Source organism: Paraflavisolibacter caeni (assembly GCF_025628885.1).
GTDB classification, from domain to species: domain Bacteria; phylum Bacteroidota; class Bacteroidia; order Chitinophagales; family Chitinophagaceae; genus Flavisolibacter; species Flavisolibacter caeni.
In genome coordinates, this window is the sequence record NZ_JAOTIF010000022.1 from 109,346 (window position 1) to 134,847 (window position 25,502).

The 25,502-nt window shown below is 42.7% G+C and carries 23 protein-coding genes; 9 read left to right on the plus strand and 14 right to left on the minus strand.

Translation table 11 applies throughout. The annotated features are described in order from the left end of the window. Window positions 1-9 precede the first annotated feature (9 nt). On the plus strand, window positions 10-537 hold the full coding sequence (locus OCK74_RS21390) for a DUF6141 family protein (RefSeq protein ID WP_279299128.1): 528 nt from the start codon (window positions 10-12) through the stop codon (window positions 535-537). A gap of 31 nt (window positions 538-568) precedes the next feature. Here OCK74_RS21390 and OCK74_RS21395 read toward each other — a convergent pair whose 3' ends face one another. Beyond that, on the minus strand, window positions 569-1,789 hold the full coding sequence (locus OCK74_RS21395) for a DUF2252 domain-containing protein (RefSeq protein WP_279299129.1): 1,221 nt from the start codon (window positions 1,787-1,789) through the stop codon (window positions 569-571). A 49-nt stretch (window positions 1,790-1,838) separates the two neighbouring features. Beyond that, on the minus strand, window positions 1,839-3,050 hold the full coding sequence (locus OCK74_RS21400) for a DUF763 domain-containing protein (protein ID WP_279299130.1): 1,212 nt from the start codon (window positions 3,048-3,050) through the stop codon (window positions 1,839-1,841). A 170-nt stretch (window positions 3,051-3,220) separates the two neighbouring features. Between OCK74_RS21400 and OCK74_RS21405 the strand changes: the two genes are divergently transcribed. Further along, window positions 3,221-4,006 carry a hypothetical protein gene (locus OCK74_RS21405; protein ID WP_279299131.1) on the plus strand — a complete coding sequence of 262 codons (786 nt, stop codon included), beginning with the start codon at window positions 3,221-3,223 and terminating at the stop codon, window positions 4,004-4,006. 90 nt (window positions 4,007-4,096) lie between these two features. Here the strand turns inward: OCK74_RS21405 and OCK74_RS21410 are convergent, their stop codons facing one another. Further along, the gene (locus OCK74_RS21410; protein ID WP_279299132.1) at window positions 4,097-7,735 is read right to left on the minus strand and encodes a BamA/TamA family outer membrane protein; all 3,639 of its coding nucleotides are present in this window, start codon (window positions 7,733-7,735) and stop codon (window positions 4,097-4,099) included. 2 nt (window positions 7,736-7,737) lie between these two features. Next, window positions 7,738-8,619 carry an SdiA-regulated domain-containing protein gene (locus tag OCK74_RS21415; protein WP_279299133.1) on the minus strand — a complete coding sequence of 294 codons (882 nt, stop codon included), beginning with the start codon at window positions 8,617-8,619 and terminating at the stop codon, window positions 7,738-7,740. A 34-nt stretch (window positions 8,620-8,653) separates the two neighbouring features. Between OCK74_RS21415 and OCK74_RS21420 the strand changes: the two genes are divergently transcribed. Beyond that, window positions 8,654-9,910 carry a Pycsar system effector family protein gene (locus OCK74_RS21420; RefSeq protein WP_279299134.1) on the plus strand — a complete coding sequence of 419 codons (1,257 nt, stop codon included), beginning with the start codon at window positions 8,654-8,656 and terminating at the stop codon, window positions 9,908-9,910. A 156-nt stretch (window positions 9,911-10,066) separates the two neighbouring features. On the opposite strand, the gene OCK74_RS21425 is transcribed toward OCK74_RS21420, so the two are convergent. Then, on the minus strand, window positions 10,067-11,983 hold the full coding sequence (locus tag OCK74_RS21425; protein WP_279299135.1) for a 2-oxoacid:acceptor oxidoreductase subunit alpha: 1,917 nt from the start codon (window positions 11,981-11,983) through the stop codon (window positions 10,067-10,069). 558 nt (window positions 11,984-12,541) lie between these two features. Here OCK74_RS21425 and nadB point away from each other — a divergent pair. Together nadB and OCK74_RS21435 are read left to right on the plus strand one after the other, a co-directional pair. Then, window positions 12,542-14,155 (plus strand): L-aspartate oxidase, encoded by a 1,614-nt coding sequence (nadB, locus tag OCK74_RS21430; RefSeq protein WP_279299136.1) that lies wholly within the window; start codon window positions 12,542-12,544, stop codon window positions 14,153-14,155. Window positions 14,156-14,214: 59 nt separating this feature from the next. Next, window positions 14,215-15,099: a lysophospholipid acyltransferase family protein gene (locus OCK74_RS21435; RefSeq protein WP_279299137.1), complete on the plus strand. Its 885-nt coding sequence runs from the start codon at window positions 14,215-14,217 to the stop codon at window positions 15,097-15,099. Between the two features lie 67 nt (window positions 15,100-15,166). Here OCK74_RS21435 and OCK74_RS21440 read toward each other — a convergent pair whose 3' ends face one another. From OCK74_RS21440 to OCK74_RS21460, 5 genes are all read right to left on the minus strand, one after another. After that, complete coding sequence (locus OCK74_RS21440; RefSeq protein WP_279299138.1) at window positions 15,167-15,871, minus strand: rhodanese-like domain-containing protein; 705 nt, start codon at window positions 15,869-15,871, stop codon at window positions 15,167-15,169. Between the two features lie 98 nt (window positions 15,872-15,969). Further along, window positions 15,970-16,299: an ArsR/SmtB family transcription factor gene (locus tag OCK74_RS21445; protein WP_279299139.1), complete on the minus strand. Its 330-nt coding sequence runs from the start codon at window positions 16,297-16,299 to the stop codon at window positions 15,970-15,972. A 74-nt stretch (window positions 16,300-16,373) separates the two neighbouring features. Beyond that, window positions 16,374-17,042 carry a tRNA (adenosine(37)-N6)-threonylcarbamoyltransferase complex dimerization subunit type 1 TsaB gene (tsaB, locus tag OCK74_RS21450; RefSeq protein WP_279299140.1) on the minus strand — a complete coding sequence of 223 codons (669 nt, stop codon included), beginning with the start codon at window positions 17,040-17,042 and terminating at the stop codon, window positions 16,374-16,376. Window positions 17,043-17,158: 116 nt separating this feature from the next. Further along, the gene (locus OCK74_RS21455) at window positions 17,159-17,368 is read right to left on the minus strand and encodes a hypothetical protein (protein ID WP_279299141.1); all 210 of its coding nucleotides are present in this window, start codon (window positions 17,366-17,368) and stop codon (window positions 17,159-17,161) included. Between the two features lie 150 nt (window positions 17,369-17,518). Continuing rightward, entirely contained in the window at window positions 17,519-17,905 is a 387-nt protein-coding gene (locus tag OCK74_RS21460; RefSeq protein ID WP_279299142.1) for a hypothetical protein, read from the minus strand. 281 nt (window positions 17,906-18,186) lie between these two features. Between OCK74_RS21460 and ric the strand changes: the two genes are divergently transcribed. From ric to OCK74_RS21480, 4 genes are all read left to right on the plus strand, one after another. Further along, the gene (gene ric, locus OCK74_RS21465) at window positions 18,187-19,419 is read left to right on the plus strand and encodes an iron-sulfur cluster repair di-iron protein (RefSeq protein ID WP_279299143.1); all 1,233 of its coding nucleotides are present in this window, start codon (window positions 18,187-18,189) and stop codon (window positions 19,417-19,419) included. Window positions 19,420-19,543: 124 nt separating this feature from the next. After that, complete coding sequence (locus tag OCK74_RS21470; protein ID WP_279299144.1) at window positions 19,544-19,975, plus strand: RrF2 family transcriptional regulator; 432 nt, start codon at window positions 19,544-19,546, stop codon at window positions 19,973-19,975. Then, window positions 19,972-21,081, plus strand: a complete 1,110-nt coding sequence (locus OCK74_RS21475) for a hypothetical protein (protein ID WP_279299145.1) — start codon at window positions 19,972-19,974, stop codon at window positions 21,079-21,081. The genes OCK74_RS21470 and OCK74_RS21475 overlap by 4 nt, the downstream gene beginning before the upstream one ends. A gap of 228 nt (window positions 21,082-21,309) precedes the next feature. Then, window positions 21,310-21,891, plus strand: coding sequence for a type 1 glutamine amidotransferase domain-containing protein (locus OCK74_RS21480; RefSeq protein ID WP_279299146.1), 582 nt, complete (start codon window positions 21,310-21,312; stop codon window positions 21,889-21,891). Between the two features lie 60 nt (window positions 21,892-21,951). Here OCK74_RS21480 and nth read toward each other — a convergent pair whose 3' ends face one another. From nth to eno, 4 genes are all read right to left on the minus strand, one after another. Further along, a complete protein-coding gene (gene nth, locus OCK74_RS21485) occupies window positions 21,952-22,620 on the minus strand; it encodes an endonuclease III (protein ID WP_279299147.1) in 669 nt (222 codons plus the stop codon). A gap of 130 nt (window positions 22,621-22,750) precedes the next feature. Further along, window positions 22,751-22,981 (minus strand): hypothetical protein, encoded by a 231-nt coding sequence (locus tag OCK74_RS21490; protein ID WP_279299148.1) that lies wholly within the window; start codon window positions 22,979-22,981, stop codon window positions 22,751-22,753. A 64-nt stretch (window positions 22,982-23,045) separates the two neighbouring features. Then, window positions 23,046-23,360, minus strand: coding sequence for an FtsB family cell division protein (locus OCK74_RS21495; protein WP_279299149.1), 315 nt, complete (start codon window positions 23,358-23,360; stop codon window positions 23,046-23,048). 197 nt (window positions 23,361-23,557) lie between these two features. Continuing rightward, window positions 23,558-24,841, minus strand: coding sequence for a phosphopyruvate hydratase (gene eno, locus OCK74_RS21500; RefSeq protein WP_279299150.1), 1,284 nt, complete (start codon window positions 24,839-24,841; stop codon window positions 23,558-23,560). Between the last annotated feature and the right edge of the window lie 661 nt (window positions 24,842-25,502).

Consider the following 25,502-nt stretch of genomic DNA (forward strand, 5'->3'; position numbering starts at 1 on the left):
ATTTGGTTTATGCAAACACAATTCAAGAATTCTTTTTATGAAGTTCAAAAGTTCAGACAGGCCTGGATTTGGATATTAATGATTTCTTTGGGATTGATGACAATCGGATTATTCGGTTATGGATGTTACAAGCAAATTATTCTAGGAGAGAAATTTGGTAATCATCCAATGACAGATACTGGATTGATGATAGCATTTGCATTAGTAGTTGTTGTCATCTCGTTTTTGTTCTTTTTGCTTGTATTTGCAAAGTTGACTACGCAGATTGATAACAGGGGTATAAACTATAAGTTCTATCCTTTTCACCATAGATTTCATAGCATTGGTTGGGATGTGGTGGATCATTGCAATGTAGTTGCCTATCAACCTGTAAAAGAATTTGGTGGCTGGGGCTTTCGGTATTTCAAAAATAAGAGAGCCTATAATGTTGCAGGCGATAAAGGCTTGCAATTGATTTTAAAAAATGGCAAGAAGCTTTTGATAGGAACGCAAAAAGGAAGTGAGTTGAGCTCTTTCTTGAACCAGATAAGAAAGTGAAAACAACAAGGGGATGACCAGCTTTAAGAGATTATGTATTTGGATTGTGAAAGAACCCGTTTTTATAATCTTCTAAATACCTTTGATAATCATTTTTTACCTGCCTGGCGTAAGCTCTTGAATAAGAGAGAACAGGTTCCTGCCATGTATCGATCTTACCGAATGCTATCAATTCATCCGCTATTGCAGAACCCTGTCTTCCCGTGCTTCTTAATTGTGCCGAGGCGGTAAGCATAGCCATGTTTTCAATCAGTTTGAATAAATGGTCAAAATCATCCTTCACCTGGTGAAAATCTATTTTATCTTCCGTTGGTTGCATCTCCTGGATCTTGTATGAGTTGCCCTTGAATACTGTGGTAGTTAAAAGGGCTTCTGGCACATCTTGCATCCTATACTCAATGCTGATCACCCTTTCTCCCTCTGAAGACCAGGAAGGTTGTTGCACTTCGATATAGGATTTTAAAGAAGATGGCTTTGTTTCTTTCATATCCAGCAGCCAATAATCTTCTTTTGTTTGAAGAAGAAAAAGATAACGCTTCACGCCCAGGCTACCCGTTCCTGCTATTCTAAAGCAGACATCCAATACAGAGAAGTTGGTAAGTTTTTCATTCTTGTATAATGTCAAATTGCTCATGTGATGGATAAGGGCCTCTTTTAACTCCTGATTATCTACCGGAAATTGTTTGTACTCCAGTTCTTTAAATTTGAAGTTGCCAGATCCATCTTCCTTAATCCGCTTTCTTAACCATTTCTCGTCTTTCCTTGCGCTTACCTTTTCCAACAATTCCTTTATCAATCCTGTAGAGGTTGCCAGTTCGATATACCGGGCCTTTGCACTGGCTAGTACATCTGCATATTTTTTTAGAAATTTAGCCGCGCATTTTTCTGTTAGATTCGGACTGATCTGTAAAGTGTCAAAGCCAACAAAAATGCTGGTGACCATTCGTGTTATTTCCCACAGTGAAGGCCCTAATATGCCTTCATCAAAATCACTCAGGTCAAAATAAACCTGCCGGTTGTCTCCTTTATAGCTTCCAAAATTCTCAAGGTGAAGATCACCACATAACCAAACGGAGGGACTTGAGGGTAATGGATTAGACGCTTTCAGATCTTCATAAAACAAATGATTGGTGCCCCTGTAAAATCTAAAAGGGTCCTCAGCCATTAACTGGTACTTCCGCTGAACAATATTGGGAAGCAGTTGGCTATTGAAGGCTTTGATTCTTTCTGAGACAGTTTGTGATGTACTCATAACATCCCTGTACTATAAAGTTAACAGAAAGACGCCAAACTATTGTTGGTCAAAACAGCCTCAATTGAATACCCTTGGAACGTTTGGGCGGCTTAGCATCTCCAAAGATTGTTTTGCCCCCATATTGCCAGCTTTCAGCAATTTCTTTTTCTATTACAGCCTGTAGGTTATCTGTAGGTGTAAAATTGTGTTCAGCCTGTCTTGCTATTTCATGGATCTTTTTAATGGCCTGCGCTTTTTCTGTCTGGCCAATCTTTGCTTTCTGAACGGCAGTTTGCAAAGTGTGGATCACCTCATCATAAGTTTTAGTGGGGACTGGAAATGGATGACCATCTTTACCTCCATGGGCAAACGAAAAGCGCGCAGGATCTTTAAAGCGTGAAGGAGTGCCATGAATCACTTCACTTACCAGCGCCAGTGATTGCATAGTCCTGGGGCCAACACCTTGCAGCAGTAGCAAGTCTTCAAAATCTTTAGGCTGTGTTTCATGGGCCAGCCAAAGTGTTGTTCCCAGCCTTTTCAGGTCAACATCCCTGCTGCGCACATCATGATGCATAGGCATCACCAGGTGCTGGATTTCCTGCATCATCTTTTCCGGCTGTTCCTGGGTGATGCTCATCATACCCTTTCTTGTTGGGTTTGCTTCAGAAGCTGTAAGATTTAAAATGGGCCCTTGGTTAACGCCGCAAATGGCTGTGTGAGGTTCTTCCACAAATGACTTCAGGTTGGCCGAATGCCAGTGATAGCGGCGTGCCATAGCATCGCCTTCGCGCATACCCTGTTGCACAACAGTCCATTCACCTTCACTACTCACCATGAATGTGTGGATATATAGCTGGAAACCATCCTGCACTGCGGTATTATCCACCTTTGCACTCAGTTTACTGTAACGCACCAGTTTATCACCATTGAGGCCGGTTTGTTCAGCAACAATCATTAACTCTTGTGGCGCGTCTTTTGAAAACTTACCCTTACCACCACATATATAAAGACCAAGTTCTTTAGCGTGCGGGTTAATGGCTCTTTTGAGTGCACCCATTACAGAAGTGGTAATGCCCGAAGAATGCCAATCCATGCCCATAACGGCTCCAAAGCTTTGAAACCAGAACGGATCGCTCATGCGGCTCAGGAATTCGGCTTTGCCGTATTCGCTCAAAATGGCTTCAGTAATGGCGAAACCGAGTTTGGACATGCGTTCGTACAACCATTTGGGTACAGAGCCAGTATGTAATGGGAGATCAGCAGAGCCGGAGCGTTTCATGCTAACGAAATTAGCAAATGGACGGAAAATAGGGATTTACAAATTGGCAATAAGTAGTTAATCTTTCTGTTCCGGTATAACTTTGTCAAAGTATGAATTTGGGTGAAATTTGAATTCTGCCTTGGTCACCAGCTCCCCTATGTAGACTGCAACCTTTTAAACCATCTGTTATGGAATTAACGACGCTTCCCGGCATTTTAATGGCTATTCTGGCCGTAGTCTGTATTATCATTGCTTTAGTTGGCCTGAATAACAGTCTCAAGCGGGTAGACTGGACGGAAAAAAGCAAGAAACGTATTTTCCATGTGACTATATTGTTTGTCGTGCTCTGGATGGTTCTATTGGGTATTTTATCTGTAGCTGGTTTCTTTGCGTACTTTGATACCATTCCTCCGAGACCTTTATTTGCTGTTTTGCCGCCCATCATTCTTCTTACAATCCTTGCTTTTACAGAGGCTTTTTCAATCATTTTATCCGTCACGCCGGCACATTGGCTTGTGTTCTTTCAATCATTCAGGATTGCTGTGGAATTATTGTTATGGCAGGCATATGAAAGAGGTCTGATACCAGTGCAAATGACCTTTGAAGGCCGCAACTTTGATATTCTTGCAGGAATACTGGCATTGTTTGCAGGATATATTATGTGGAAGCGTCCAAAAGCTGCAAGGCCGGTTGGCATCATTTACAACTTGATCGGCCTGGCCCTGCTGCTCAACATCATCATCATCGCGATTTTATCTATGCCAACAGCCTTCCGTTATTTCATGAATGAGCCTGCCAATACAATTGTCGCACATTTCCCCTTCATCTACCTGCCAGGCGTTTTAGTGGTATTGGCATTTACCTTCCATATCTTTTCACTACGGCAGTTGTTGTTGAAAGCAGTGCCAACAAAAGGTGATCATTCAACAACTGATGCGGTTAATTATAAAAGGAGGTTACGACCTCTCAAATGAAGCAATCAAATTGATTAACTATAAAAGGGCTGCCTTGATATCTCAAGACGGCCCTGTAAGCGATTCGCCTTTCAAGCTTCATTGATCTCGTTAGAACTGGAATCCAAATGTCACATAAGGAAGCACTTTTTCTTCTTTTGAACGGGTGGCGTTTACAGTAACCACAAACCGCCTGATGGGTGCTAGCCAGATGCCGGCACCATTTCCAACATGCCAGTCCCTGGAATGCTCATCATCATGCCAAACACGGCCAACATCATTAAAGATCAGCAAGCCTATGGATCCTGGGAATAGATACGTATTAAAGTCTGCGATCTTCCACCTCAATTCTAAATTGTTGTAGAGCATAGAGCGGCCTGCAAAGCGGTCTTTACGATAGCCCCTCAGATTGTCCCTGTTACTCAGGTATTGGGCCTGGGGAAATTCAAAGTCACCAAACGTGTAACCTCCGCCAATTCTGGTGGCCAGTACAAGTCGCTGATAGGGCGCAAGGCTCATGTAAATACTGATATCTGCCTGCGTTTGTACAACATTGTTCGTCTTTCCATTCATCCCAAAAAGTGGTCGCGCATAAAAGTCCATTACAGCGCCGCGTGTAGGAATTACTTTGCCGATGAGTCTTGAGTCAATGTGGAGTCTCGCTTCTGCTCCTAAAAGATATTTGTTTTCATATAATGTGCTGCGGTCGCCTACATGTGCATCAGGCGTGCTGACCAGTTTATCCTGGTTGTCTAATGAATCTAAAGTAAAGTACTGAAAGGCAGGGCCTAGGCTAAAATGCATCCAGGATTGCAATTGTTTATGCATCATTACCGATACATTGCCAATGTTATAACGGGTGCGGTAATAATCGATACCTCCTGGTTTACTTTTATCATATTCTGTTTCGTTTCCAAGGCCAAAGAAATTGGTAACATTGGTTGGCGCTTTCAGGTCTGCCCTTACTATAAGGTCATATTTGCCGAGCAGCTTTGTAAAATCACCTTCATATTTGATGCGGGTAGATGTGGTAGCCAGGGCGCGGGTAACTCTTATAAAATGGCGCGCCGAAAATGGATTTTTACGGAAGTGTTGCTTGGTATATTCAAGTTGGGCCCCTATAAATACACCATCGTCTGCATTGTATTCAACAGACACGCCCGGATTAATAAATCGATATTTGTATTGGAACCGTTCATATTGATTTACCTGGGGATTGCTCGAGGTCTTGTCATGGAAATTTCCCGTAAAGGTGTTTTGTTCATATGTGGCATCATAGGCCAATACCTTTTTGCGTTCGCTATTATTTATGAAATGGTCATTGCCCGGCCCCCCAATAATGCGGATCTTAATAGGCGAGAAGCCTCCATTTACAATAAAGCTGTCATCGTCTTCCATTCCAAATATGCGAACCTCTTTTGTGACCTTCGGATCAAATTGACGCTCGTATATTTTTGATGTTACTTCCCCTGATTTGGTGATTTTGTTGGACTGTACATGCACGGTTCCGTCATTATTGCGCGTAATCGTGAAAAGCTCCCGGTCGTTACTTCCTAAAATATTTACCTCCTTGGAAATAAAGTCGTAATATTTCATCATATCCCTACGGAAGTAATGGTCACGTTTTTCTTTCAGGGTTTGAATGATCTTATTGGCCGAGAATTGTTGAATTTCCTTTGGCTGGCGCATCAGGCTTGTTGTGATCACATCATCGGTCATCTTCATCAAAAAAGTATCGAGCTGCTTTTGCCAGTCATCTGCAGATAATTCATTCATGAAGAAACGGTCAAAGTTGCGGGCAGGCCTGTTGAACGTTTTTATATTGGTCGCCTTTGCCTTAAATCCCTGGATTTCGGGTAAAAACCAAGGTTTTCGGGCATAAAAGGGTAAGAGTCCCTGGTTGACAAAGAATGCCTGGTCATGGTCGCGAGGGATAGGATAATAAACCTTTCCTTTTCCCGTATCATAGGTAGCCCAGCGCCATTGATCTTCGTGCCTGTCAAAGTCCATGATAAAGTTGTCCAGCAGCCTTGCCTTGAGCACTTTCGCTTGGTCCACGTGGTTATCATTGTCCTTAATCAGCTTTAATACCATTTCGCTGGTATTGTCTGTCTTCTTTACACCCACAGGTTCCCGTTCCTCAAGGATCGCCATGGTGTTGCCAAATACATCTCTGAAGCGTTCCAAGCGTGGATCTTCGGGTACATATACTAACTTCCTTCTGATGACAGGCACACCGGCAGCTTCAGCCAGGGGGCCAACGGAAAGTGATGCATAAGGATAGGATGCAGAAATGCCGTCCTCCACAATGTCTTTAGCAAATGTCTGGCGCAGGTCGGCTGGAATGGCTGCTTCAGGGAATTTCATAATAGAACGCAGGGCCCACTCTTTCCCCGAAGCATCTTCCATGCGCAAAGACTTGGTTTGTTTACCTCCACCCTGCCTGATTGGTTTCATTCCTCCCATTTCTTTACCTAAATCCAAAACAGGGGTTTTAATGGGCTGTGTCCATTCCTTGCGGTAGTTCCTGCCCTGGAACAAATATTTAAGGCCATTTCCTTGCAGTGTCGAATCTCCCTGCACCACTACATAATCTTTTAAAGGAAGCAACGTATCCAGGTGCGGTTTTGGCACCACCGGGACAATGCTTTTTAGCTGGGTAGTAAACTTGGGAGTAGACAGGTCCTTACTAAAATTGACTGTATAAAACTTTGCATTGACTGTTCCGTTTTTACTGACCTCCAGCATGGCAAATCCCCGGCTCACTTCCGAAAAGAGCACTTCTTTGTTGTGGGGTTCTTTGAGCCGGGTAAGTACAGCACCAGCACCACTTACAATCTGTTGTATACTATCATGTATCAGCATCTGCAAACTATGGTCGTGGCCAGCTACTGTCACCACATTGGGATGCTTCCTGATAGCAGCTTCAATTTCATTGGCCATGCTGCGGTAAATGGGATGATTCACATCCTGTATCGTTCCAAATAAACCACGTGCAACCGGATATATAGAGCCAATGATGGGCAATGGAATATACAAGCCTGGAACCGCTTCTGCCAATGGAAAAATGTGATGTTTTAATGCGTAGGCCCCGCCATGTACACCATATGAACGTAGCGGATGGTGCATCGCAACAATAAGCAGTTGATTAGGGTGCGAATTGGCAATTTCTCGTAGTTGAACTGAAAATTGATCCACAGTTTTGGCATCGCAGGTTGAACCTGTGCCTGGTTTTTCATGCACATGTAAAAACCATTGGCTATCCATTAATGCAATGACCACTTTATCGCTCAACTCCACTTCTATTGGACCAGGGCAGCCATCTGTAGGCCAGGCCTGGATATTGGAAAGACCAAGCGAATTGATATAGTTGATCTGGTTCATGGCCTGGTACCATCCGCCTTCTTTACCATTTTTCCAGTCATGGTTGCCCATAACGAAATAAGCCTTCGCTTTTTTACCTTTTACAAGGCTTATTAGGTGATCAATAACTGCTTTTGCCTCACTATAACCACTTTCATGTTCACTTGGCATTCCAAGGGGATAGATGTTGTCGCCCAGGAAAACAGCAGTGTTGCGTTCATCATCCCAATCCACGTTTTTCTTGAGCCAGTCCACAACCGGATGGCCATTGTTATAAAGCTCTCCTGCGTCCCCAATAAAATAGATCCGGTGCTGAATCGTATCTGCCTGGGCAAAACATAAGGTAGATAACAGAAATGCAAATAACAGAACATTGAATCGTTTCATAGTCATTTTTGCTTTGTGTGTACCCGGTATGCATAAACCTGTAATGTTGCTTTTCCGAACTTACCTTCATTGCTTATAAACATAGTTCCTTTGGGACTGAAGGTTATGCCTTCTGCCTGGGGATGCTGGTCGGGATGCAATCTATAAGCCTCCAATACATTACCTTTTGTATCTGTAATCACCAGCAATTGTCCGGCAGAAGAAAGAATATAAAGGCGTTTGTCTTTTGGATTAATAGCGGCAGCAGAGGGCTTGAATTCAACTTCATCATCTTTTAATAAAGCTTTTACATCCTTACTGCTTATAGTATAAAAGGCGGTAGAATCAAATTTTTTGCCAGTTAGATCAAAGCGATAAGCTGTTCGTTCTTCTTTTCCTTTCTCGTCTGCACAGCTTTTACAGATCATGATCAGTCCTTTGGCTGCAGAATCGTAATAGAGGGTTTCAAAGTCATTTTTACCTGTCAGCCAAAAAGAATACGCATTGGTATGTTCACTGTCATTTACTTTTAGCGGAACTTCCAGGATCGTTCCATTGCTGATCAGCACATAAACAAAAGAGTCAAGCTTAACAAGGTCTTCAAAATCCTTTTGTTCGAAGAACTTTTTGGCGTAATCGCTTAGCTTTTGTGTCTGGAGGTTAATGGCAAATATTTTCGTCCTGCTGTCCGATATGGCTAATAAGGTATTGTCATCAGTGTTATAACTCAAACCTGAAATTTCGTTGAGAACTTTGCCCAATTCTCTGCGTACAGGTTTATCCAAATTATAGCCACGGGGCGAGCCAATTCCTTTCTCCTTGCATGATGTAATAAGCGTTAGAAGGCCAAACAAGGAAACTAAAACTAAAGCCGGGCATTGTGTTTGAAATATCTTGCTCATCATTTAATAACTTTAAGTATCAAACAACGCACCAGCCATGAGTGAAACCTCAGCAGAACTATTGACAGCAGTCCGGAATTATGTAACAGATCTTTTCACACACCAGGTGAAACCTGAATTTGTTTTTCATAGCCTTGAACACACTGAAGATGTTGTGGAGGCATCCAGCTATATGGCTGATCATTATCGATTGAATGATGAAGACCATTTAGTGCTCCTATTAGCTGCATGGTTTCATGATACTGGTTATACCAAAGGCGAAGCAACAGGTCATGAAGATGAAAGTATCAAGATCGCCACAGCTTTTTTAAATCGTAATAATGTCGATGAAACTGTTATTCAAAGAGTCGGCTCCTGCATAGAGGCTACACGAATGCCCCAGTCACCAGTAAGTCTTATTGAGAAAATACTATGCGATGCCGACCTGTTTCACCTGGCAACAGATGATTTCAAAGCCAGGAGTCAATTACTCAGACAGGAACAGGAAAGTTTACTGGGATTGAAGATTGATAAGAAGGAATGGCGTAAAAACAACATCAGCTTCCTTGAAAATCATAAATATTTTACAGACTATGGGTTGGAGAAGCTGGAGCCTAAAAAGCATGAAAACCTGGACCGCCTGAAGAAAAAGAAGCAGGTAAAGGTGGTCGAGGAAAAAGAAGAAAAAAAAGTAGCCTTTCCCTACCTTTCAGAGCCTGCAGCTACTAATAAAGAGGCCAAAGAACAACAAAAGAATACAGAGCGTGGTGCGCAAACGATGTTCCGCACAACCTCGCACAACCATTTTGAATTGAGCGGGCTTGCAGACAGCAAAGCGCACATAATGATCTCCGTGAATGCCATTATTATTTCGGTTGTCCTTACAGTGCTTTTAGGACGCATTGTTTATGAAAGGCAATTTATCATACCGACTATTACTTTATTGTTGGTGAGCATCTCTACGATTATTTTCGCCATCCTGGCTACCAGGCCATCCATAAGCAGCGGTAAGTTTAGTGAAGAAGATATACGCGCCAAAAAAACCAACCTTCTTTTCTTTGGCAATTTCTACCGGATGAAGTTGGAAGAATACCAGTGGGGTATGAATGAAATGCTGAAAGATCGCGAATACCTGTATAATAGCATGATCAAGGACATTTATTTCTTGGGCGTCGTATTGTCAAAGAAGTACCGTTATCTGCGTATCGCCTATACCATTTTCATGTGGGGCATAATTTTATCAAGTATCGCCTTTGGCATCGCCGCCATCATTGGCTCCCCAACTGCCGAGCCAGGACAGCTCATTGATTATTAATCTCCATCATTGCTATTAACACCCTCCGCCTTTTATATACCCGCTAAAAAACAAAGCGCCCGGACACTAAAAAGTCCGGGCGCTTTTATAGGGAGTATTTACTTTACATCTTTTTCTTAAAAGCAATTGGCAATTCTTAAAAGAATGACCATCTCACTAGCCTTGCACCGCAGCTATTCCTTTCTCCGTTTGAGCAGAACCTGTTCCTCCATTTAGGGAAGTGCCAGGGGTGAGGTAACTCTTGATTTCTTCTTCCAGCTCTGCCTTTGTAATAGGCGTTCCCATGATCTTGTTGTATCCTTTAGCATCGATCAAAAACTCACTGCGGATGATCTTGATGAGCTGGCCATTGTTGATCTCAGGAATCAGAACTGTTTTATATTTTTTCAGGATGTCCCCTAAGTTTTTAGGGAATGGACGCAGGTGACGTAAGTGAGCATGTGCTACACTGTAACCCTCCTCAAGCAATTCTTCCACAGCTGTTTTAATAACCCCGTAAGTAGAGCCCCAGCCCAGGACCAGCATGTCGCCGCTTTCAGGACCATTGTCCAACTCCTGGTCAGGAATATTAAAGGCAATCTTGTCCACTTTTTCCTGCCGGATCTTCACCATCAGCTGGTGGTTTTCTGGGTCATAGCTGACATTACCGGTAATATTTTCTTTTTCCAGGCCACCGATGCGGTGCTCAAGACCAGGTGTTCCAGGCAAAGCCCATGGACGAACCAGGTTCTCATCGCGCAAATAGGGCTGGAATTTGGTCTCTTCGTGTCCTAATTCAGTTTTGAACTTAACATGTATAGGATTCAGCTGGCTGCTGTTAGGATACTTCCAGGGTTCTGCACCATTGGCAATATAGCCATCACTTAAGAAGATCACCGGCGTCATGTGTTCTATCGCAATACGAACAGCTTCATAAACGGCCGCAAAACAGTCGCTCGGTGTCGCGGCAGCTATTACCGGCATCGGACATTCACCGTTTCTTCCGTAATAGGCCTGCAATAAGTCGCTTTGCTCAGTTTTGGTTGGTAAACCTGTAGAAGGTCCACCCCTTTGAACATCTATAACCAACAGGGGAATTTCCAGCATCACTGCAAGCCCCATAGCCTCTGTTTTCAGAGCCAGACCTGGGCCAGAAGTAGTGGTTACGCCCAAGTGGCCACCGTAGGCTGCACCAATTGCAGAGGTGATACCGGCAATCTCATCTTCCGCCTGGAAGGTTTTGATACCAAAGTTTTTATGCTTGCTCAGCTCGTGTAATATATCCGATGCAGGTGTAATAGGGTAGGTACCTAAGAATACCGTAAGTCCGCTTTTTACCGAAGCTGCAATCAGCCCATATGCCAGCGCCTGGTTGCCCATAATGGAGCGGTAGTGGCCCGGTGCTATATGCGCCTTCTCAACTTTATACTGAGTGGTAAATGTTTCGGTAGTATCGCCGTAATTATAGCCAGCCTGAAGCACTTTTAAGTTACTTTCCAGGATTTCTGGCTTGTTGCCAAACTTTTCCCGTAAAAAGTCTTCCGTATTGTGCATGTCCCGGTCATACATCCAGTATAAAAAGCCCAGCACGAACATGTTCTTTGCCCGGTCTTTTTCCTTTGTACCCATCTGGTAATCCTTCAGAGCCTCACGGGTCATCTTGGTGATGTCCATTTGAATGACCTCGTAGCCATCCAGGCTGCCGTTCGTCAACGGATTAACGCCATCGGGATAGTTGGCCAGGCGAAGGTTTTTGACATCAAAACCGTCTGTGTTGACGATGATCTTTGCACCCTTTTTCAGGTTCTTTAAGTTGGTTTTCAAGGCAGCGGCGTTCATCGCTACCAGCACATCCCAGCTATCGCCAGGTGTGTGAATGCTTTCGCTGGAAAAGCGGAGCTGGTAACCACTCACCCCTGGAATGGTTCCCTGTGGCGCCCGGATCTCCGCCGGGAAATCCGGGAATGTGGACAGGTCGGTGCCCAGCAATGCGGTATTATTGGTAAATTGTGTACCGGTCAGCTGCATACCATCACCACTATCTCCGGCAAATTTTATAACTACGTCCTCTAGGACTTCCTGCTTACGGATCATAATTAATTTTGTGGCTGCAAAGTTAACAATGTTAGGGGGGATATGTTGTTGTAGGATTGCAAAGAGTTGGAAATAAATGTTGAGCTAGCCTTCATTCTTCATTCCTTCCTCCCTACTCCGTCCCTTCAGCCTACCTGAAGTAGGGATGGTGTATAGATCAAGCACACTTCAAGCATACTTCAAGTATACTTAGTGCACGAAACAGATTTTGACCCCTCCCTTCCTCTTGACCCTGAATCCATACCTGAGCCATACCTGAGCCGTACTTGAGCCGTACTTGAGCCGTACCTTAGCCGTATCTTAGCCGTACTTGAGCCTAGAAACCATTTTTCACCCAACCCATACCCTAGTATCCTCATATCATTTCCTTCACCCATTTCTCATTCCCTCCATTCCTTCGGTTCCTTATATACCCCAAATCCAGGTTAAGGCAATATCCTCAGTCTCCGGATTCACAAACGATCTGATTTGTCCCTTGGCTGGATTGTCGTTAAGTTTAACTTCGCACTCGGCAAAATTATTTGCTGGTACTACTTACCCTAAACTTTAAACTGATCAATGCAAACAGATTTTTTAGTGATAGGCTCCGGGATTGCTGGTTTGGTATATGCGCTAAAGGTGGCTCAGCATTTTCCGGATAAAAAAGTGATGGTCCTCACCAAGGCCGCTGCAGATGAAACCAACACCAAATACGCACAGGGTGGGGTAGCCGTAGTAAACGACCTGGAAAATGACAGTTTCGAAAAGCATATTGAAGACACATTGATTGCCGGAGATGGCTTGTGTAACAAAGAAGTAGTTGAAATAGTGGTGAAAGAAGGACCTGCACGTGTGCAGGAAATCATAGACTGGGGAACTCAGTTTGACAAAGCTCCATCTGGGGATTACCGGCTGGGTAAAGAGGGTGGTCACTCCGAGTTTCGTATACTGCATCATAAAGATGTCACCGGTAAGGAAATCGAAAGGGCTTTGCTGGAGGCAATCGAAGCTGCGCCCAATATTGAAATGTTCAATCATTGCTTTGTAATTGATATCATTACCCAGCACCATTTAGGTTACTTGGTCACTAAGTCGACACCTGATATTGAATGTTATGGTGTTTACATCCTCAATACGAACAATCATCGCATCGAAAAGATCGTAGCTGGCATTACAATGCTGGCCACTGGAGGTAATGGGCAGGTGTACCGCACCACTACCAACCCTGCTATTGCTACTGGCGACGGAGTAGCTATGGTGTACCGTGCTAAAGGCCGTATCGAGAATATGGAATTCATACAGTTTCACCCGACGGCTTTGTACGAGGCGGGTAAACGTGGACAGGCCTTTTTAATCACCGAAGCTGTACGTGGTGATGGTGGCATTTTGCGTAACGTACATGGCGAGGCCTTCATGGAGCGTTATGATCCGCGGAAGGACCTGGCACCTCGTGACATTGTTGCCCGTGCCATAGACAGTGAAATGAAACGGACTGGTACTGAGCATGTGTACCTTGATTGCCGGCATATGGATCAGCATAAGTTTAAGGAGCATTTTCCCAACATTTACGAGAAGTGCTTATCCATCGGCATTGACGTAGCTGTGAATATGATTCCGGTTGCCCCGGCAGCGCACTACAGTTGCGGCGGTATTAAAACGGATGAGTGGGGACATACTTCTATCCGTAATTTGTATGCCTGTGGTGAATGTTCGTCTACCGGCTTGCATGGTGCCAACCGTTTGGCTTCCAACTCTTTATTGGAAGCTATGGTGTTTGCCCACAGGTGTTTTGTAGATTCTGTAAACACTATCGACGCTCCTTATCATCATTGGCAGGGTGCTTTTGAAGATATACCCGATTGGAATGCTTCCGGAACTTCAGACCCCAAAGAGATGATCCTGATTACCCAAAGTCTGAAGGAACTGCAGCAGGTAATGAGCGATTATGTAGGTATCGTTCGCAACAATGTGCGTTTACAGCGTGCCATGAAGCGCATTGACCTTTTGTTTGAAGAAACTGAAGATCTATATGAAAGTACTTCTGTATCACCTCAATTACTCGAATTGCGTAATATGATTACTGTAGGCTACCTGATCATTAAAGGGGCTTCTTTCCGCAAAGAGAGCCGTGGCCTCCATTATAATACCGATTTCCCTGAAAAATCTGTTTTGATACAGAATATCGTGTTATAGGCCGTAGGGCAGGGGGTGTAGGATTTGCTGGATGATTTGACCTTATCTTTGCCCCCCTTATGTATTACATAGTTTTTGGGCCTTTGTATCTTTTATCTTTATTACCGATCCGGGTTTTGTACGTGTTTTCGGACTTTGCTTATTTGATCATTTATCATATTTTGGGATACCGGAAAAAGATAGTGTTACAAAACCTTTCTATTGCTTTTCCCGAGAAGTCAGAAAAGGAAAAGTTGCGGATCGCTAAACAATTCTACAGGAATTTCACAGATAATTTTATAGAAACCATCAAGTTTTTAAGTGCCGGCGATCGCTATTTCAAAAAACATTTTAATTGTAATCCTGAAATTTTTGATACGCTATACGCTCAGGGCAAAAAGTGCCATGTGCTCCTGGCTCACAACTTTAACTGGGAATTAGGTAACCTGGCCATTACCAGTTTAACGCCCTACCAGATGCTAACTGTTTATATGCCTATTCAGAACAGGATATTCGATCGCTTGTTTAAATATATGCGTACGCGTACTGGTGTTAAATTGCTTTCTGCCCACAATATGCGCAATGATATGATCCCTTACAGAAACCAGCAATACTTAATAGCACTGGTTGCTGACCAGAATCCAGGGAATCTTCGGTTTGCATGGTGGTTCAATTTCTTTAACCGGCCAGCTCCTTTTGTCAAGGGGCCGGAAAAAGGAGCGAGATCAAATAATTCAGCTGTGGTGTTTTGTTATTTCACAAAGCCGAAGCGCGGCTATTATGAGGCCCATTTTACTCTTGCAACCACAGATCCTGCTTCACTTCCAGAGTTAGAGCTTACCAAGCGCTATGTTACTTACCTGGAGAAAGTAATCAGCGACCGCCCCGATATGTGGCTTTGGAGCCACCGCAGATGGAAGCATGAATGGAAGCCGGAATATGGAAAAGTGATTGATCGGGAGTGATCAATGATCTGATTATAACAAAACCTCACTACTCATAAGTGAGGTTTTGTTATATAGGTAGTTATGTTTAATTCAGGTTGGTATTTTCTTTTTCCTTTTCAATTCTATCCTCATCCCTTATTTTGTCCCATCCGCCTAAAACATTACGAAGGTTATGAAGTCCCTGTCGCTTCAGTAAGGAAGCTGCAATAACACTTCTATAACCGCTGTCACAATGGATATAGATGTTCTGGTCCTCTTCAATACTGGCAATGCTCACTGTATCCGCTAACTCATCAAGAGGGATATTAAGGGCATCTTTTACATGTCCTCCAGCAAACTCTACAGGCCTTCTTACATCAATTACCACTAGCCTTTCATCAAACGGAATATCCATAGCTAGCTCATCGGCTTCTACGTCTATAATGATATCGATTTCTTCTCCTGCCTTTTGCCAGGCAGCAATGCTACCTTGCAGGTACCCTGCAAAGTTGGTAAAGCCGAGCTCTGCCAGTTGGGCCAGGCTTTCTCTTTCTTCGCCGGCATTTGCTATCAACACAATTGGTTTGTCATAAGAGATCAACTGGTTCGCCCATTCAGCAAAATGTTCATCCAATCCAATGCTGATTGAGCCGGGAATAAAACCCATGGTAAACTCCTGAGGTTGGCGGGTATCTAACAGTGTAGCATCATTCTGAGCAGCTATTTTTACAGCCTCAACAGATAATGGCTGCAATCCTTTTTGCACTACAGGGCCCAGGTTTTTATCTTCTTTATTTAATTCTTCATTCATAAATTAGTTTGTCCTTGTTGTATGTACATAAAAAAACCTTTAGCTGCAAAGGTAAATTTACTTATTGCACCCAAAGGTTTTGTCGGCAAGCGTTAATGCTATTTCAGCAGTTCATGAACAAAGTTATGGACCTGGTTTAGGCGGTCGTGATTAACTGAGTAAAAAATGAATTTGCCATCTCGAAGGGTATTCACAAAACCTGCTTTTCTCAAAATTGCCAGGTGTTGAGAAGCCACAGACTGTTCCAAACGGAGCTTGACATAAATCTCTGTTACAGTCATTTTCTCGTTTTGGTGGAGCAGCTTCAAAATTTGCTGGCGAAGTTTGTGATTTACAGCTCTTAAAATAAGAGCAGCCTTCTTAAGCTGGAGTATGTCAATTTTTAACTCACCATTCACGGTAGCTGAATTTTCTAATACATTATTCATAGATACAATCTTAACTCTGTTACAAAAGTATAAGTAAATATACGAAATACAAACTGCTACTTATATGATAATAGTTATACGTTATGGGCTGGTGAATAGAACTCTTTACCATAAAAAGGCTCGCTGTATGCCAGATCCGAAAACTTTTGTTGTATAAAAAAAGTATTAGAAAGTTTTGCTAAGTGCTCCGCAGTTGCATCTAACTGCTTAAAAATTGCATTGTTATTATTGATGAGCTTCAAAAATTTAGTACTTCCATTCCCAAAGAAGGTTATCGTATTATTTTCTAATAAGTCAAGTAAATAGGTTTCCGTTAATATGATGTTGGATGGTAAAATTACTTCTGTTAAACTTTTGTTATATGTGGCTGTAAAGACCTCCATCCTTCTTGCATCAATCATTGGGCACAATAAATCGGTAGGTTCGTCTACTGCCGCCATTGCCATCATTTGCAGCGTTCCAACTGTAATAAGTGGAAGGTTAAGTGCATAGCACAAGCCTTTGGCAGTAGCCATGCCTACCCTAAGACCTGTATAAGAACCCGGGCCTGCACTCACTGCAATAGCATCTAAACTGCTGAGGGAAAGGGAATGTTGTTGTAACAGGTCATTAATAGCAATATGAAGCCAAGCCGCATGATCTTTTTGCGATGGATTAATTTTAAGGCCCATATTTTCACCATCCCTTGATAGGCAAACTGAAGCCGTTTGGACGGCCGTATCGATATTTAAAATCAAGCTCACGCTGCCAAATTACCACATGCAGCATTTATAGAAAACACATTTCTAAAATTTATTTTTTCATAGGACTCAAGTTTTATAGGGACATGCTATGGAAATAGACTGGCGCATCCAGTAGTCTAGCGAATTGGAGGACGTGCGTCATCACGGGTATCTCTGATAAGGCCAATGCCTGTGAAAAAGAAAACGGCGCCCAGGATGCCATATACAATCAGTGATTTGATTTCCTTTGATGCGCCCCCGCTATTAATAAATACGATCGCTGCATAAATCAATCCCACAATCCCCAGTACAGTTAAAATAACTCCGAACACTCTTTTTAAGTTCATGGCTCTTTTAGATCTGAAATCGCAAAAAGATTGCCAGAGCAAGTGGATATGTGTAAAGAGAATGATCGTTTTATGGACCACCGAAGCACAAAAGTTAATGGTTACATGGAAAAAGAGAATCTCTGGTGAGATTTGGTTATTGATGTAAGATCAATCAGAAGATTTCTTTAGCACTGCTAATACATCTGTTCCCACCATATCAACCCCTTGACGTGAATTCTCAGAAAGAGGAAGTATAATGGAAGGCTGATTACCTGTGGTGAGCGTTTTGGCATAAACAGTTTTGAGAGGACCGCTTAGAAAGAAAATACGTTGTGCTGTAGCGCTAAATCTATATTCCCCAATGTCATTGCTGGTTGAAACTTTATAGCGTTGATCATCTAAAATAATAATGTCACCCTGAGTCCATTTTTTAGGAGCCTGTTTTAAAACAGTTTCATAACGACCAGGAGGCAAGCTATTGACTTTTCCATTCTGGGCATGGCCAGCAGTATAAAAAAGTAAGGTGGTAATTATGGAAAGTAAAAATGTCTTCATAAAAGGGTCATTTATCTTATCTGTAAATTACGAATTTAAAATTGATTGTTAAATGTAGGGCTTAACTCAAATTGAAGAGTTAAGGGTAAATACTATAATAATCTGACTAATAGACTTAATTATTAATCAAGCCGTTGGGTTCTTAATGTTAAAATGGTTAGAATAGCGGCTTGTCAGGGCATATAATCGAGAAAACAGATTTCTGCAGGACCTGACTAAAATCAGGTTCTGAATAAAAGTATCCATATACTTTTATTGCCTCAAACTACAATATTACTATTATGACATCTGTTGAAAGTTTACATGTGCCTTCGTTGCCCCCATATTTAAAACATGCAACTGTTTTTCAAAAGTTTGATGCATTGAAGGAAGGAGAGCGTTTTCTTTTGATTAATGATCACGATCCCATTCCTTTATATTATGAGATGAAAGCTGAAAGGGGAGATACATTTGAATGGAAGAAAATTGAGAATGGTCCAGAGACATGGCAGGTAGAAATTACTAAAACAGCTTTGCCCCAAGCAATTGAAAATACAGTGGCTGAACAAAAAGGTGAAGGGACATCAGAAGAAGTGTTTGTATTAAATGTGACCCTTCTAGAACCAAGATTAAAGCATCCAACGATCTTTAAGCACTTTGATGCTTTGACTCCCGGTCAAGCTTTTCAAATATTAAATGACCATGATCCCAAACCTCTTTACTACCAGATGATTGCTGAGAGAGGTCCTGTATTTGCATGGGAGTACCTGCAAAAAGGGCCACAATGGTGGCAAGTGCAGATCACCAAAAACAAGTTAGATGGAGAATCTGTTGGTGAGATCGCTGCAAAGGATATACGCAAAGCTGAGGTGTTTAAGAAGTACGGTATTGACTTTTGCTGTGGTGGAAAGAAATCACTGAAGCAAGCATGTGAAGAAGCCAAGGTGGATCCGGCCATAGTAGAAGCTGAGCTTGAAAATGCTCATACCATAGAAGTAAAGACACCAGCGTTAGACTTTACCCGTTGGGAAGCAGGTTTCCTCGCTGAATACATTTATAACCAGCACCACATTTATTTTTACCAGGAGAGGCCAATTATCTCTGATCTTGTAGATAAAGTGGTAGGGCGTCATGGTGCGCATTTCCCTGTGTTATTTGAAGTGGAGAAATTATTCCGTCATTTGGAGGAAGAACTGGCCGGTCACTTTATCAAAGAAGAAAGAGTGTTGTTTCCATTTATCAAGGAATTGGCACAGGCTAAGAAGACCGGTGATCTTTCTTATCTCAGAGATCTGCCATCAGTTAAGGACCCAGTAAGAGTGATGGAAGCTGATCATGACAATGCAGGAGAGCTCCTGGCTCAATTGCGTAAAATCACCAATAATTATACGCCCCCTGCCGGTAGTTGCAACAGCTTTGGTCTGCTTTATAAAAAGCTTGAAGCTTTAGAATCGGACCTACATCAGCATGTCCATTTGGAGAATAATATCTTATTTCCAAAGGCGCTTATATTGGAAAAAGAATTGTTGGGATAAGTAGTTGAATATAGATGTAAGATTATAAATGGTGGTATTTCATTGAATTTGGTATCATTGCGAAAGGTATGAATCTCAGCTGCTGTATAGTGGCTGAGATTTTTAAATAATTAGTTTACATTTTATGTTATCTACTTCCTGTAAATATGCCATTAGGGCGGCGGTTTATTTAATGTCAGAGTCGAGGAAAAGTAATCGTCCCGGTATAAAGGAAATAGCAGAGGAAATAGAAGCCAATGAGCATACCACTGCAAAGATCCTTCAGCTATTAGTGAAAGAAGGTATTATCAACTCGGCCAAGGGACCAAACGGAGGCTTTTATGCAACACCTGATTCCCATCCAGTTTATTTAATTGATATTGTAAAGGTTGTTGATGGCGAGCATTTCTTTTTTGAGTGTGGTTTAGGGCTGAAAGAATGTTCAGAAGCTAAGCCCTGTCCTATTCATCATACTTATAAAGAAGCCCGTCAGCAATTGTATCATCAATTTTCTACATTAAGTGTGCAGGAACTTTCTAAGGACCTGTCGCTAGGAAAAGCATTCTTAAAACGATGAATAAAGCTATAGCTCCATTGCCGCTGATCTTATTGTCGTTGCTGCTGGCAATCTGGGGTGGATGGATACGCATTGGCTGGAGTTTACCTGTAAGCCAGGTTGCTGCTCAGCATGGAGCTATGATGGTGGGCAGCTTTTTAGCAACATTGGTATTGCTGGAAAGGGCTGTTACTTTTCAAAACAAATGGGTGTTGTTATTACCTGTAATTAATGGCTTGAGTGTAATCGCTTTCTTGGTGCAACAGCCAGAACTTGCACAATTGTTTTTGATTGCGGGAAGTCTTGGTTTTACATTGATATGTGGCTACTTTATTAAGCAGTATAAAGAGCTTTACAATTATGTATTCTTCGCCGGGGCTTTATGTCTGCTTATTGGTAATGTAATTATATGGAAGACCAACTTTTATCCCAATGCGGTTACCTGGTGGATAGGATTCTTATTGTTTACCATTGTTGCTGAGCGATTGGAGCTAAGCCGCTTTATTGGGTTAAGTAGCTTTAAGCGTAATCTTTTACTGCTAGCTTTAGGAAGTGTTGGTGCGGGATTGATATGGCCTTTTCACTACAGTGGGAATGTTGTGTTTGCTCTATCCATATTAGCTATAGCCCTTTGGCTGTTGAAATATGATATGGCATGGTTTGCCATTCGAAAGCAAGGACCCCACCGGTATTCGGGCTTGTTATTGATATTTGGGTATGCCTGGTTGGTGATCACTGCTGCTCTGTTTTTAGCGGGCAATCATTCTGCCTTTGGTTATGACGCTGCGCTGCACAGCTTTTTTATTGGTTTTGTGTTTTCAATGATCTTTTCTCATGCGCCAATTATATTCCCGGCTGTGTTGAAGTTGCCATTAAAGATATACCGCCCTGTGCTGTATGTATGGTTTGCTTTGCTACAAACATCACTTGTGCTGCGGATTGTTGCTGATGTGATTGAAAGTATCCATGCGCGAAGGATTGCTGGTTTGCTGAATGGCGTTGCTATATTGCTCTTTTTTGTAACTATAGCTGTTACCGTAAAGATGGAGTTGAAGAAGTGGAATCGTACAAAGAGAAGAGTACTGAATGTGAAACTAGAAACGACAAGCGTCAAAAGTGAGCTATGATTCGGATGATGATCAGAGGGTAATGTGGGAGAGGTATCAACATAAAGGGATGAATAGAAGAATTGCTATGTAAGTGAATGGTTAAATGGTTGTTTTTAAATGGTTGTTTATTGCAATAGCCGCGGATTTAAATCCGTGGCTATTTTATTGTTGCATTGTAATGTTTGGGATTTATGTAGTGGCACTGGTTTGGTTTTTGAGGCCTTTCGTTCCTAAATAATATACTTTATGGCAAGGAGCATTGAAGGTAAAAAGGTAGCCGTATTAACCGAAAATGGGTTTGAGGAAGTTGAACTCACCAACCCTAAGAAGGCATTGGAAGATGCTGGTGCAATAGTGCATATTATTTCTCCACAAAAAGATAAGGTAAAAGCGTGGGATCATGATCACTGGAGTATTGAATTGCCGGTTGATGTGCCATTGAGCGATGCAAGCCCAGATGATTATGATGCGCTCTTGTTGCCTGGTGGTGTGTTGAATCCTGATAAATTACGACTGAATAAGGATGCGGTGAGCTTCGCACAACATTTCCTGGAACAGGGTAAGCCATTGGCCGCTATCTGCCATGGTCCCCAGTTGTTGATAGAAACAGGGATGATCAGTGGGCGTGAAATGACTTCTTACTATTCAGTTCAAACCGACTTAAAGAATGCCGGGGCTGTATGGGTTGATAGGGAAGTTGTGGTGGATAATGGACTTGTAACCAGCAGGAGTCCTAAAGACCTTGAAGCATTCGACCGTAAGTTGATAGAAGAAATATCAGAAGGCAGACATGCCACTACAGGGCAGTTTACCAAGGCAGATACCTGATTGGAAGTGATCTGGCAAACCCAGGTTTGCAAAGAATGGGGCCACCTTTAATGGGTGGCCTTAAACACCCTGGCTTTTCATGCCTTCTGCTTTAATTGTTTTGTTGTAATACTTGCAAATCTGTGTCAGCCCGCATTCAGTGCATTTGGGTTTGCGGGCCAGACATGTATAGCGGCCGTGCAGGATCAGCCAGTGGTGAAACTTATAAACGAGGTCAGTAGGTACAAAGCTTACCAATTGCTGTTCAGTGGCTAAAGGAGTTTTGGCATTCACCGTTAACCCAATGCGGGCCGACACGCGGAATACGTGGGTGTCTACAGCCATATTGGGCTGGTTGTCAATGACAGAAGTGATTACATTGGCTGTTTTGCGGCCTACACCAGGCAGTTGTACCAGTTCCTCTACAGTCATGGGTATGGTGCCGCCAAACTTTTCCATTACCATTTGGGCCATCCCTATCAGGTGGCGGGATTTATTGCCTGGGAAGGAAATACTTTTAATCAGGTCAAAGACGTCGTCGTATTCTGCTTTGGAGAGGCGGTCCAGGTTGGGATATTTCTGAAACAAAGCAGGTGTTGTCATGTTTACCCGTTTATCTGTGCACTGAGCAGAAAGTATTACCGCTACCAGGAGTTGGTAGGTGTTTTCAAAGTTTAACTCTGTTTCTGCTTCAGGCATTGCCTTGGTGAAATATTCTATAACTTCTTTATAACGTTCTTTCCGGGTCATGAATAAAAGTAGTGTAAGTTGTTAGTGTTGTGATTTACGAAGTAGGGTTTAATTTTTTGTTTGGAGCGAAATAAAAGAAAAAGCCCAACAATTAGTTGATAATTGTTGGGCTTTTTCTGTTTCTCACAAATCACTGCGAAACTGTCTCGCTTGATACAGCATATCTTAAAATGCTCAGAATTGCTTCCGTCCGGGGTTTTTCCAAAGCGGAATTAAGTCGTTCTATCGAAGCCTTTAAAACAGCCAGTTTTTCTCTGAGCGTCCAGTCCTTTTGCAGTGCATCTTCAATAGCTCCAGTCTCATTTTGAGAGGTCTCCTTATATAGGAAGCGTATAAGGTCCTCTGGCGTGTAATGATGCATAAATAAGAATCCGAAAACGTTATTTTGTTATTTCCGACAATTATTAAACGCATGCTGCTACTTCTTATTGTGTAGCTTGAATATTTCCATCCTCGACAATGAAGATGTCTTCATTATCCCGTTTCATGAAATACTTTTCTCTTGCATATTTTTCAATAGCTGCCGGGTTGGAACGTAATTCTTCTGATACCTTTTTTTCTTTTGCGATCTCTTCGGTATAGAACGCCTTACTTTCTTCCAGGGCTTTCAGTTCTCTTCTGCGTTGCCGCTGTGTAAATACGTCGTTTTTATCGAAAAACAACATCCAGACCGCGAAGGCAATTACTGCAAGCAGGTATTTATTACGTACAACTGGAAGTATGTAAGAGATGATTTTCAATAGTTTACAGTTTTATTTATGTTGAGCGTTCACAGCTGAGGTATCAGGATACAAATTTCGGGGAAAAGAAGTATGGGCGTGTAAATTTTTAAGAATAATTTGACCTGGGCTGGCGGATAAAAAGAAGTCCGGAAGCTGGAAAAGTTTAACTTTTCAACCTCCGGACTATTAAATATGATCGATAAGTTAAACTTATCTTATTTACCGAACTTCAGTTTAGCAGAAGGATAGTAAGCAGAAGCGCCCAATAGCTCTTCAATACGGATCAGTTGGTTGTATTTGGCCATACGGTCGGTACGGCTAGCAGAACCAGTTTTGATTTGACCGCAGTTCAGGGCTACAGCCAAGTCAGCGATCGTTGTATCTTCCGTTTCACCGCTGCGGTGGCTCATAATGGTGTTGTAACCAGCATGTTGTGCCATTGTAACGGCGTTGATGGTTTCAGTAACGGTACCGATCTGGTTAACTTTAACTAACAGACCGTTAGCGATGCTTTTAGAGATACCTTGATCGAGGCGTTTAACGTTGGTTACGAACAGGTCGTCACCAACCAGCTGACATCTTTTGCCAATAGCTTGCGTTAAAGCTGCCCAACCTTCCCAATCGTCTTCAGCCATACCATCTTCGATAGAGATGATAGGATATTGGTTCACCCAGTTTTCCCAGTATTTCACCAGTTCCTCAGAAGTCAGGGTTTTGCCATCGCTCTTGTGGAAAGTGTATTTACCGTTTTTATACAGTTCACTGTTTGCAGCATCCATAGCGATGAACACCTCGCTACCAGCCTTGTAACCAGCAGCATCGATAGCAGCCAAAACAGTTTCGATGGCTTCTTCGTTGCTCTGGATGTTAGGAGCGAAACCACCTTCGTCACCTACGTTGGTGCTGTAACCTTTCTTTTTCAGCACTGATTTCAGGGAGTGGAATATCTCAACGCCCCAACGCAGACCTTCGCTGAAAGAAGTAGCGCCAACCGGCATTACCATAAATTCCTGGAAGTCGATTTTGTTGTCAGCGTGCGCACCACCATTCAGGATGTTCATCATTGGAACAGGCAGTGTTTTGGCATTAGTACCTCCGATATAGCGGAATAAAGGCAGACCAGCTTCTTCAGCAGCAGCTTTAGCTACGGCCATACTTACGGCCAGCAAAGCGTTGGCGCCTAGTTTTCCTTTATTTTCAGTTCCGTCCAGTTGAATCATCAGTTGGTCGATGCCTGTTTGGTCAGCAACATCGAAGCCCAATAATTCCGGAGCGATTGTTTTATTTACGTTTTCTACGGCTTTCAGAACGCCTTTTCCAACATACACTTTTTTATCATCGTCGCGCAACTCAACGGCTTCGTGGATACCAGTGCTGGCTCCGCTTGGAACGGCTGCACGGCCGAATGCTCCGTCATCGGTTACTACGTCTACTTCTACTGTAGGATTGCCGCGGCTGTCAAGGATCTGCCGGGCGAAGATTTCAGCAATGTAACTCATGGCTTTGGTAATTGTTTTAAATTAATAGACCGGTTCAGCGAAAGCTGTTTACCGCTGCGCAAAGAAACGATGTTTCGAGTATATACGTTTCAACTGCTATTATTTTTTGATATGACAAAAATCAGGAGCGGGGGAGGTGAAATTCATCGTTGATGTGTGAATGTGAGTAACGGGAGGTGGAATTGTTGAGTTTCTGAGGAGAAAATTAAAGTTGGGGATGACTGAACCCGGATTTGGGATTTCGGATTTCGGGAGTTTGTTGGGTGTTGGAGGGAGGGGCAAAATCTGTTTCGTGCTTCAGGTATGATGTAAGTATGCTTCAGATATGCTGAAGGTAGGAGTCGGGTGGGCAGGAATAGGTCAATGTCCCGAACCGGGGTTCGGGAGCCTGGGCGGATCCGCGGGGCGTTGGTAGGGACCTGTATGATACAGGTAGAGTGTGGGTATAGGGTAGGTACGGGGTTGATATGGAGTAAATATGGAGTACCTATGCAGTTACACCGCAGTAAGGTCTCCTATGTTTGTTTTTTGAAGCAGTATTTTTTGAGAGGAGTCGGGAAGGTCTGGGTAGTTTTGAGTCCATCAGTGAAAAAGGGTGAGCGTACAATTTAGGTCTAAGTAACCCCTGAGGGTATACTGTTATAGAGATTTTACCTCCCCT